This window comes from Streptomyces niveus (assembly GCF_001723055.1).
Classification (GTDB): domain Bacteria; phylum Actinomycetota; class Actinomycetes; order Streptomycetales; family Streptomycetaceae; genus Streptomyces; species Streptomyces niveus.
Genome location: NZ_MDCR01000230.1, coordinates 1 through 9,449, shown reverse-complemented (window position 1 = coordinate 9,449; position 9,449 = coordinate 1). Strand labels below are relative to the sequence as shown.

Sequence of the window (9,449 nt, the reverse complement as noted above, 5' to 3'; positions counted from 1 at the left end):
AGGCTGTACGAGCGCAGCCGCGAGCTGACCATCGCGGAGGAACGCTCCCGGCTCGCCCACGAGCTGCACGACGCCGTCAGCCAGAAACTCTTCTCGCTGCGGCTGACCGCCCAGGCCGTCTCCAGCCTCATCGACCGCGACCCGGCACGGGCCAAGGGCGAGCTCCAGCAGGTCGCCGACCTCGCCGCCGAGGCCGCCGACGAGCTGCGCGCCGCCGTCGTCGAGCTGCGCCCCGCCGCCCTCGACGAGGACGGCCTGGTGCATACCCTGCGTACCCACATCCAGGTCCTCGACCGCGCGCACGCCCCGCGGGTCACCTTCGACAGCTGCGGGGTACGGGCCCTGCCCGCCGCCCAGGAGGAGGCGATGCTGCGCGTGGCCCAGGAAGCGCTCCACAACGCGCTGCGCCACTCCGGCGCGGACCGGGTCGACGTGACCATCGCCCCCAGGGGGCAGGGCGCGGTCCTCAGCGTCACCGACAACGGCAAGGGCTTCGAACCGAGAACCGTCCGCAGGGCCGGCCGCCATCTCGGGCTCGTCTCGATGCGGGACAGGTCGAGCGGTGTGGGCGGCAGGCTGACCGTGCAATCGGCGCCCGGACAGGGCACCACGATCGAGATGGAAGTGCCCGGTGGCTGACGACAAGAAGATCCGTGTGCTGCTGGTGGACGACCACCAGGTGGTCCGCCGCGGACTGCGCACCTTCCTGGAGATCCAGGACGACATAGAGGTCGTGGGCGAGGCGGGCGACGGCGACGAGGGGGTGGCCGGCGCGGAGGAGCTGCGCCCCGACGTCGTCCTGATGGACATCAAGATGCCGGGCACCGACGGCATCGAGGCGTTGCGCAAGCTCCGCGAGCTCGCCAACCCGGCCAAGGTGCTGATCGTGACGAGCTTCACCGAGCAGCGCACGGTGGTGCCCGCGCTGCGCGCCGGGGCCGCCGGTTACGTGTACAAGGACGTCGACCCGGAGGCGCTGGCCGGCGCCATCCGCTCCGTGCACGCCGGTCATGTGCTGCTCCAGCCGGAGGTCGCGGGCGCCCTGCTCGCCCAGGACGACCCCGGCGCCGGACACGGCAGGGGGTCCTCGCTCACCGACCGGGAGCGTGAGGTGCTCACCCTGATCGCGGACGGGCGCTCCAACCGGGAGATCGCCCGCGCGCTGGTTCTCTCGGAGAAGACCGTCAAGACGCATGTCTCGAACATCCTGATGAAGCTGGATCTCGCGGACCGCACACAGGCGGCCCTGTGGGCCGTACGGCACGGGATCACGGGCTGAGGGGCGGATCCGGGGCGCATCAGGAGCGCGCCGGGAGCGCATCCGGAGCGTCGTATTCCGATCAGAGATTCATACCGTCGGGTGTATGTCCCCCACACGGCGTATCCCCGACGGCGTCCAGCCGTTCTCCATGGCGTGCCGCGGATTACCGCCGCGGCCCTTGCGATGGAGGATCCTGAAAATGAACAACTTTAAGAAGGCCGCTGCCCTCACGATGATCGCCGGTGGCCTTGTCGCCGCCGGTTCCGGCGCCGCCTTCGCCACCGGCGGCCCGCACGCCGCCGCCGAGGGCACGGCCGTCCACTCGCCGGGCGTCGGCTCCGGCAACCTGGTCCAGGTCCCGGTGCAGGTCCCGGTGAACGCGGTCGGCAACACGGTCAACGTGATCGGCATCCTCAACCCGGCGTTCGGCAACAGCGGCCTCAACGCCTGATCAACGGCCTGTCGGCCGCCGCGGCCCCGGTCCCCGTCCTCCGCGACGGGTACCGGGGCCGTGCCGTTCATCACACCTGAGGGGCGCGCTCAGCGCGGCCCGCGCTCCAGCTCCTCCACATACGCGTTGTACGCGGCCACCTGAGCCCGCCGCGACACCCGCTCCACCGGCCGCAGCGCCTCACCCCGCGCCGCCATCTCCGACGCGCTCACCGCCCCGCCGTGCCCGTGCTCGCCCGCCAGCGCGACCAGCAGCCCCACCCGCTGCGCCAGCTCCAGCACCCGTACGGCGCGCGGCGGATAACCCGGCGCCAGCACCTCCCGGCCCCGCTCCGCCCGCGCCCGGTACGCGTCCAGCGCCGCCTCGGCCACCGGCCCCGACGCCGCGACGTCCAGCCGCGACAGCACCTCCGTCGCGTCCCGCAGCGCCTCCGCCAGCTCCCGCTCCGCCTCACCCAGCGACGGCACGTCCGCGGGCGGCGCCTCGCGCACCGGCAGACAGTGCCAGAGCACCTCCACATGAAGGTCGCCCTCCGGCCCCACCGCGGACACCTCGGGCACCAGACCGTACGGTGCCCCCGACGCGACCACCGCCTCCTCCGCCTCCAGCGCGCGGGCGTTGAAGTCCGGCGGCCCGCTGAGCCCCAGCGGATGCCCCGGCGCCGGCAGCGCCACCCGGTACCCGCTCACCCCCAGCGCGCGCAGCCGGCCGAGCGCCAGCGTCAGCCCGACAGGCCCCGGCTCACCCGGCAGCCCCGCCACCCGGTGCACCGCGTCCGGCCCGACGATCGCGAGGGCCGCGTCGTCCGGCGATACGAAACCGGCAAGGAGGGCATTTCCCCAGGCCGCCAACAGTCCTGAGCGAGGTTCGGAAAGCATGGCCCCAGCCTAGGGAACGGACCTAAGGAGTTGACCGCCGGACCGGTGGCGTAGGTTTTCCCTGTGGAGCTGCGCCCGCAGGCGCATGCCAGATCTCAAGACTGCATGGGGAGACAACGCGCTCATGAGCGATGTACTGGAGCTGGTGGACGTATCCGTGGTCCGCGACGGACGCGCTCTGGTGGACGACGTCTCCTGGTCCGTCAAGGAAGGCGAACGCTGGGTGATCCTCGGCCCCAACGGCGCCGGCAAGACCACCCTCCTCAACCTCGCGTCCAGCTACCTCTTCCCCTCCACCGGCAAGGTGAAGATCCTCGGCGACAAGCTCGGCAAGGTCGACGTCTTCGAGCTGCGCCCCCGCATCGGCATCGCGGGCGTCGCCATGGCCGAGAAGCTGCCCAAGCGCCAGACCGTGCTCCAGACCGTCCTCACCGCCGCGTACGGCATGACCGCCACCTGGCACGAGAACTACGACGCGGTCGACGAACAGCGCGCCCGTGCCTTCCTCGACCGGCTCGGCATGACCGAGTACCTGGACCGCAGGTTCGGCACCCTCTCCGAGGGCGAGCGCAAGCGCACCCTGATCGCCCGCGCGATGATGACCGACCCCGAACTGCTGCTGCTCGACGAGCCCGCCGCCGGTCTCGACCTCGGCGGCCGTGAGGATCTCGTACGCCGCCTCGGCCGGCTCGCCAGGGACCCGTACGCCCCCTCCATGATCATGGTCACCCACCATGTCGAGGAGATCGCCCCCGGCTTCACCCACGTCCTCATGATCCGTCAGGGCAAGGTCCTCGCCGCCGGCCCCATGGAGACCGAGCTGACGTCCCGTAACCTCTCCCTCTGCTTCGGCCTCCCGCTCGTCGTCGAGCAGACCAACGAACGCTGGTCGGCACGCGGTCTGCCGCTGCGCTGACCACCGGATGACCTGATCGCACCCCTGTCGGGACCCGACCCGCCGCCCTACCATGATGATGTGGAAATCGAAGCGTGGGTGTGGTGGCTGATCGCCGCCGTAGGACTGGGAATTCCGCTCGTCCTGACAGCGATGCCCGAGTTCGGCATGTTCTCCGCGGGCGCGGTGGCCGGTGCCGTCGTCGCGGCGCTCGGCGGCGGAATCGTTGCGCAGGTCCTCGTCTTCGTGGGGGTCTCGGTCGCCCTCATCGCCGTCGTACGGCCTCTGGCGGCCAGACAAGGCTCCCGAACTCCCCGCCTGAACACGGGAATCGACGCCCTGAAGGGGCGTCAGGCCGTGGTTCTGGAACGGGTCGACAGCAGCGGTGGCCGGATCAAACTCGCCGGCGAGATCTGGTCCGCACGGTCGCTCGACGCCGAACAGACCTTTGAACCGGGGGAGAAGGTCGACGTCGCCGACATCGACGGCGCGACCGCGGTGGTGATGTGAACGCTCCGCCGGGCACCCCCGCACGCCGTGCGAACTGAGCCAACCAGGCCGAACGCCCCGCACACACAGGCGTGTTCTGCGAAACTAGATCATCTGACAGTCCGGCAGTCCGGCGGCGAAGGGCAGTAGGGAAAACGCGATGCCATCAATCATCATCGTCCTGGTCATCCTGGTGGTGCTTGTATTCATCGCCCTGATCAAGACGATCCAGGTCATCCCGCAGGCGAGCGCCGCCATCGTGGAGCGCTTCGGGCGCTACACCCGCACGCTCAACGCCGGCCTGAACATCGTGGTCCCGTTCATCGACTCGATCCGCAACCGGATCGACCTCCGTGAACAGGTCGTCCCCTTCCCGCCCCAGCCGGTGATCACCCAGGACAACCTGGTCGTCAACATCGACACGGTCATCTATTACCAGGTCACCGACGCCCGCGCCGCGACGTACGAAGTCGCCAGCTACATCCAGGCGATCGAGCAGCTCACCGTCACCACGCTGCGCAACATCATCGGCGGCATGGACCTGGAGCGGACCCTCACCTCCCGCGAGGAGATCAACGCGGCCCTGCGCGGCGTCCTCGACGAAGCCACCGGCAAGTGGGGCATCCGCGTCAACCGCGTCGAGCTGAAGGCCATCGAACCGCCGACCTCCATCCAGGACTCGATGGAGAAGCAGATGCGCGCCGACCGAGACAAGCGCGCCGCGATCCTCACCGCCGAGGGCATTCGGCAGTCCGCGATCCTCACCGCCGAGGGCGAGAAGCAGTCCGCCATCCTGCGCGCCGAAGGTGAGGCCAAGGCAGCCGCCCTGCGCGCCGAGGGCGAGGCCCAGGCGATCCGTACGGTCTTCGAGTCCATCCACGCCGGAGACCCCGACCAGAAGCTCCTCGCCTACCAGTACCTCCAGATGCTCCCCAAGATCGCCGAGGGCGACGCCAACAAGCTCTGGATCGTGCCCAGCGAGATCGGCGACGCGCTCAAGGGACTCAGCGGCGCGTTCGACAACCTCGGCGCCGGCGTACCGGGCTTCAACACCGGCAAGGACAGGCGCCAGCAGCCGCCGCTCGACTGACCGGCTCTCCCTCCGTCCCGTACTCCCGCAGGTAGGAGTCCCGTACGACGCCCACCCGTCGTACGGGACAGGCCCGCCCGTCGGGCATGATCGGTGTCACCACCACCGATCACCGAGGGACGTGTCGCGTGACCATCTGGGAGATGCTCGCCGTGTTCGTCGCGGGCACCTGCGCCGGCACCATCAACGCCATCGTCGGATCAGGCACGTTGATCACGTTCCCGGTGCTGCTGGCGACCGGACTGCCACCCGTCACCGCCACCGTCTCCAACGCGCTCGGCCTGATACCGGGCGCCGTCAGCGGAGCCATCGGCTACCGCGCGGAACTCACCGGACAGCGCCGCCGCGTCATCCGCCTGGGCGCGGCCTCCGTCTGCGGCGGCCTCGGCGGAGCGATCCTGCTCGTCTCACTGCCCTCCACGGCCTTCGAGACGATCGTGCCGATCCTGGTCAGCCTCGCCCTCGTCCTGGTGATCATCCAGCCCCGGCTCGCCAAGACCGTCCGGCGCCACCGCGAACGCCGGGGCGTCGCCACCAAGACCGACGGCGGACCGCTGCTGATCGGCGGCGTCCTGGCGGCCAGCGTCTACGGCGGCTACTTCACGGCGGCCCAGGGGATCATCTACATGTCCCTCATGGGCATGCTGATCGACGAGGAGATGCAGCGCCTCAACGCCGTCAAGAACGTCCTGGCCGCCATCGTGAACACCATCGCCGCGATCTTCTTCCTCTTCGTGGCGCACTTCGACTGGACGGCCGTCGTGCTCATCGCCGTGGGTTCCGCGATCGGCGGCCAGTTGGGCGCGAAGGTCGGAAGGCGGCTCTCTCCCACGGTCATGCGCGGCACGATCGTGGTCGTCGGCACCGCGGCCATCGTCCAACTGGTCACACGCTGAAGGGCCCGCACACGACGAACGGCCCGTACGCGACGAAGCCCGCCTCCGACGTACGGAGACGGGCTGCCCGGCGCGTACGCGAGACACGCGCGACAAGGCTCTACGCGGCCGTACCGACCCCTGCCAGCCACTGCGGCAGCGCCGACCGCTCACCCGCCCGCAGGGCGAGGAGCATCGCGTCGGCCGGAGACGGCACGAACGGCTCGTACAGCAACGGCATTCCGGCCTGTTCCGGCGTCCGGTCGGCCTTGCGGTGATTGTCCTCGGCACACGAGGCGACCGTATTCAGCCAGCTGTCCGCACCGCCACGCGACCGGGGCACCACATGGTCCACGGTCGTCCCGCGCCGACCGCAGTACGCGCACCGGTGCTGGTCACGTATCAGCACACCACGCCTCGACCACGGTGCCTGTCTTCGGAAGGGCACCCGTACATACCTGCACAGCCTGATCACCCGGGGCACCGGGAGATCCACCGCGGCGGCACGCACGCGCAGAGCCGGGTGGGACTGCTCGACGACGGCCTTGTCCTGGAGGACCAGCACCACCGCCCGGTTGAGTGTCACCGTCGACAGCGGCTCGAAGCTCGCATTCAGTACCAGCGTGTCCCGCATCCCGCCCACCTCCCGTGTGCCGCCCCGCCGGACGGCGGGCTGGGATCAACTCTGGCCGGGCGCGCCGAGATGGACAACGCAATATCCGCCGATCCGAGTTCCGGGGACGACCCCAATAACCCCCGCAACGAAAAAAATGCCCTGCTCTGATCTCTCCAAGACCAGGGCAGGGCAAACAACAGTTGAACGGTCAGCTCTCCGCCGGAGCGGTGTACTCACCGATCAGCTGCGCACGCGCGAGCGTGTGGAACTTCAGATTGAAGCCGACATACGCGGGCGAGGCGTCGGAGTCCGGGCCCAGCGTCTCACTGTCCACCGCGTACACCGTGAACACATAACGGTGCGCCGGATCACCCACCGGGGGAGCGGCGCCCCCGAACTCCTTCGACCCGTAGTCGCTACGAGCCTGCACGGCACCCTCGGGCAGCCCCACGAACGAACCGGAACCCGCCCCCACCGGAAGCTCGGTGACCGACGCCGGAATGTCGAACACCACCCAGTGCCAGAATCCGCTGCCGGTCGGCGCGTCCGGGTCGAAGCACGTCACGGCGAAGCTCCTGGTCTCCGCCGGGAATCCCTCCCACCGCAGATGCGGCGACGTGTTCCCCGCCGCGAAGACCTGGGCGTCCTTCAAGACCGCACCGGGCGCGATGTCGTCGCTCACCACCGTGAAGGACGGCACCGGGGGAAGGAAGTCATGAGGGAGTGGAGCCCTCTTCGCCTCGGTCACTACAGAACCTCCGGATTCGGCTGCCTGCCGCCGGGGCCTCAGGGGACCCGGCGGCCTTCCGAAGTCGACACTAGCGCCGCGGGACCTCAGGCCCAGTTACGACGTCCGCCGACGTCCGCGATCCACTGGTTGAGGTAGGCGGCCCAGTCGGTGCCCTGGAAGTCGTGCAGCCCGACCTTGAAGGCGCGGAAGGAGTCGCTGCCCTCGCTGAACAGGCCCGGCTTCTTGTCCATCTCCAGGATGACGTCCATCTCACGGTCGTCCGCGACGAACGTCAGCTCGACCTGGTTCAGCCCGCGGTAGCGCTGCGGCGGCACGAACTCGATCTCCTGGTAGAACGGCAGCCGCTGACGCGTCCCGCGGATGTGGCCACGCTCCATGTCCGCGCTCTTGAAGCGGAAGTCCAGGGCGATGAAGGCGTCCAGGATGGCCTGCTGCGCCGGCAGCGGGTGGACGTTGATCGGGTCGAGGTCACCGGAGTCCAGCGCGCGGGCGATCTCCAGCTCCGTCGTCACACCGATGTTCATGCCGTGCAGCTGCTGCCCGGCGATGCTCGTGACCGGCGTCTCCCAGGGAATCTCAAGCCCGAACGGCACCACGTGAACCGCGCCGGCCTGCACCTCGAAGGCACCGCCAAGACGCTGCTTGACGAACTCCAGGTCCTGCTTGACCTCCTGGTCACCGCCCTCGACCTCGACGCGCGCCTGAAGACCGACGGACAAACCCTCGATCTGCTGGGCGACCGACCCGCCCTGGACGCGCACCTCGCCCTGGACGACCCCGCCCGGCACGACGTTCTGCTCGGTCAGCTCGGTCTCGACGGACGCGCCGCCGGCGCCCATGCTCGCGAGCAGCCTCTTGAAGCCCATAGTCACTCCTCCTAGATCCTGACCTCTACATACGCGCCACGACCGCGGGCGGTTCCCCCGCTACGCTCGGACGACATGATCGAGCGCCCCGACGGTACGCCGTTGCCCCGCCACTTCTTCGACCGGCCCGTGCTGGAAGTCGCCCCGGACCTGCTGGGCCGAACTCTCGTACGCCGCACGGCGGAAGGAACCATAGAGCTGCGCCTCACGGAGGTGGAGGCGTACGCGGGCGACATCGACCCCGGCTCCCACGCCTTCCGCGGCCGGACGGCCCGCAACGACGTGATGTTCGGCCCGCCGGGCCACGCGTACGTCTACTTCACGTACGGCATGTGGCACTGCCTCAATCTGGTGTGCGGCCCGGTGGGCCGGGCGAGCGGTGTACTGCTGCGCGCCGGCGAGGTGCTGTCGGGAGCGGAGCAGGTACGGAAACGACGTCTCTCGGCCCGCAACGACAAGGAACTGGCCAAAGGCCCGGCCCGGTTGGCCACCGGCCTGGCCGTCGACCGCGCACTGAACGACACGGACGTCTGCTCGGGCGACGACGCCCCTCTGTCGATTCTCACGGGCACCCCACCCCCAAGTGACCTGGTACGCAACGGCCCCCGCACCGGGGTGGGCGGCGACGGCGCCCCGCACCCGTGGCGCTACTGGATCGACGGCGACCCGACAGTGAGCCCGTACCGCGCCCACACTCCCCGCCGCCGGACAACTTGACGCGCCGGGTCGCGCCCCCTAATGTAGTCCGAGCCGCTTGAACGGGTCTTGCTCTTCAGCAGCCCGGAGTGGCCACCCACTACCTACGATGTGCCCCTGACGGGCTCTATTTCGGCATGCCGAATTTTGAGCTTCTCGGCTCGATTATGAGTCGCCCGGGGAATCGGTTAACGTAGTGGACACGCCGAAAGGGAAACGCGAAAGCGGATAACTTAAAGCGGTCCCGCTGACTGGGAATCAGGCGCCGAAAGGTTCTGATAGAGTCGGAAACGCAAGACAGCAACACAGCAAGAACCGAAGGGAAGCCCGGAGGAAAGCCCGAGAGGGTGAGTACAAAGGAAGCGTCCGTTCCTTGAGAACTCAACAGCGTGCCAAAAGTCAACGCCAGATATGTTGATACCCCGACCGGGTTCACGGTTTCGTGGATCGGGTTGAGGTTCCTTTGATAGAAACACAGCGAGGACGCTGTGAACGACTGGTCTTATTCCGACCGGTTGTTCCGCTCTCGTGGTGTCCACCTGACCTTTGGGTCGGGAAAACATTCACGGAGAGTTTGATCC

The 9,449-nt window shown here is 69.0% G+C and carries 12 protein-coding genes; 8 read left to right on the top strand and 4 right to left on the bottom strand.

Features of this window, described 5'->3' with window-relative positions:
• From BHU15_RS25225 to BHU15_RS25215, 3 genes are all read left to right on the top strand, one after another.
• Nucleotides 1-639: sensor histidine kinase (locus tag BHU15_RS25225; RefSeq protein WP_141726879.1), on the top strand; the 639-nt coding region annotated here is incomplete at its 5' end.
• Nucleotides 632-1,279, top strand: coding sequence for a response regulator (locus BHU15_RS25220; protein ID WP_069629296.1), 648 nt, complete (start codon nt 632-634; stop codon nt 1,277-1,279). The genes BHU15_RS25225 and BHU15_RS25220, both read left to right, overlap by 8 nt.
• A gap of 181 nt (nt 1,280-1,460) precedes the next feature.
• Complete coding sequence (locus BHU15_RS25215) at nt 1,461-1,712, top strand: chaplin (protein ID WP_069629295.1); 252 nt, start codon at nt 1,461-1,463, stop codon at nt 1,710-1,712.
• An 89-nt stretch (nt 1,713-1,801) separates the two neighbouring features.
• Here BHU15_RS25215 and BHU15_RS25210 read toward each other — a convergent pair whose 3' ends face one another.
• On the bottom strand, nt 1,802-2,590 hold the full coding sequence (locus tag BHU15_RS25210) for an Rv1486c family protein (RefSeq protein ID WP_031232040.1): 789 nt from the start codon (nt 2,588-2,590) through the stop codon (nt 1,802-1,804).
• Nucleotides 2,591-2,714: 124 nt separating this feature from the next.
• Here BHU15_RS25210 and BHU15_RS25205 point away from each other — a divergent pair, with 124 nt between their 5' ends.
• The 4 genes from BHU15_RS25205 (at nt 2,715) to BHU15_RS25190 (ending at nt 5,960) form a co-directional block, all read left to right on the top strand.
• The gene (locus BHU15_RS25205; RefSeq protein ID WP_023542645.1) at nt 2,715-3,506 is read left to right on the top strand and encodes an ABC transporter ATP-binding protein; all 792 of its coding nucleotides are present in this window, start codon (nt 2,715-2,717) and stop codon (nt 3,504-3,506) included.
• 60 nt (nt 3,507-3,566) lie between these two features.
• On the top strand, nt 3,567-3,995 hold the full coding sequence (locus BHU15_RS25200; RefSeq protein ID WP_023542646.1) for an NfeD family protein: 429 nt from the start codon (nt 3,567-3,569) through the stop codon (nt 3,993-3,995).
• Nucleotides 3,996-4,134: 139 nt separating this feature from the next.
• Nucleotides 4,135-5,064, top strand: coding sequence for an SPFH domain-containing protein (locus tag BHU15_RS25195; RefSeq protein ID WP_023542647.1), 930 nt, complete (start codon nt 4,135-4,137; stop codon nt 5,062-5,064).
• Nucleotides 5,065-5,192: 128 nt separating this feature from the next.
• Nucleotides 5,193-5,960, top strand: coding sequence for a sulfite exporter TauE/SafE family protein (locus BHU15_RS25190; protein ID WP_069629294.1), 768 nt, complete (start codon nt 5,193-5,195; stop codon nt 5,958-5,960).
• A 100-nt stretch (nt 5,961-6,060) separates the two neighbouring features.
• Here BHU15_RS25190 and BHU15_RS25185 read toward each other — a convergent pair whose 3' ends face one another.
• The 3 genes from BHU15_RS25185 to BHU15_RS25175 form a co-directional block, all read right to left on the bottom strand.
• Nucleotides 6,061-6,573 (bottom strand): HNH endonuclease, encoded by a 513-nt coding sequence (locus tag BHU15_RS25185; protein ID WP_023542649.1) that lies wholly within the window; start codon nt 6,571-6,573, stop codon nt 6,061-6,063.
• A 190-nt stretch (nt 6,574-6,763) separates the two neighbouring features.
• Complete coding sequence (locus tag BHU15_RS25180) at nt 6,764-7,303, bottom strand: YbhB/YbcL family Raf kinase inhibitor-like protein (protein WP_069629293.1); 540 nt, start codon at nt 7,301-7,303, stop codon at nt 6,764-6,766.
• Between the two features lie 86 nt (nt 7,304-7,389).
• A complete protein-coding gene (locus BHU15_RS25175) occupies nt 7,390-8,172 on the bottom strand; it encodes a sporulation protein (protein ID WP_069629292.1) in 783 nt (260 codons plus the stop codon).
• Between the two features lie 75 nt (nt 8,173-8,247).
• Between BHU15_RS25175 and BHU15_RS25170 the strand changes: the two genes are divergently transcribed.
• Nucleotides 8,248-8,889: a DNA-3-methyladenine glycosylase gene (locus BHU15_RS25170; RefSeq protein WP_069629291.1), complete on the top strand. Its 642-nt coding sequence runs from the start codon at nt 8,248-8,250 to the stop codon at nt 8,887-8,889.
• Nucleotides 8,890-9,449: the final 560 nt, after the last annotated feature.

Coding starts and splice junctions, on each gene's coding strand:
- BHU15_RS25195 (WP_023542647.1), top strand. CDS start 4,135: ATGCCATCAATCATCATCGTCCTGGTCATCCTGGTGGTGCTTGTATTC.
- BHU15_RS25170 (WP_069629291.1), top strand. CDS start 8,248: ATGATCGAGCGCCCCGACGGTACGCCGTTGCCCCGCCACTTCTTCGAC.
- BHU15_RS25210 (WP_031232040.1), bottom strand. CDS start 2,590: ATGCTTTCCGAACCTCGCTCAGGACTGTTGGCGGCCTGGGGAAATGCC.
- BHU15_RS25175 (WP_069629292.1), bottom strand. CDS start 8,172: ATGGGCTTCAAGAGGCTGCTCGCGAGCATGGGCGCCGGCGGCGCGTCC.
- BHU15_RS25185 (WP_023542649.1), bottom strand. CDS start 6,573: ATGCGGGACACGCTGGTACTGAATGCGAGCTTCGAGCCGCTGTCGACG.
- BHU15_RS25205 (WP_023542645.1), top strand. CDS start 2,715: ATGAGCGATGTACTGGAGCTGGTGGACGTATCCGTGGTCCGCGACGGA.
- BHU15_RS25215 (WP_069629295.1), top strand. CDS start 1,461: ATGAACAACTTTAAGAAGGCCGCTGCCCTCACGATGATCGCCGGTGGC.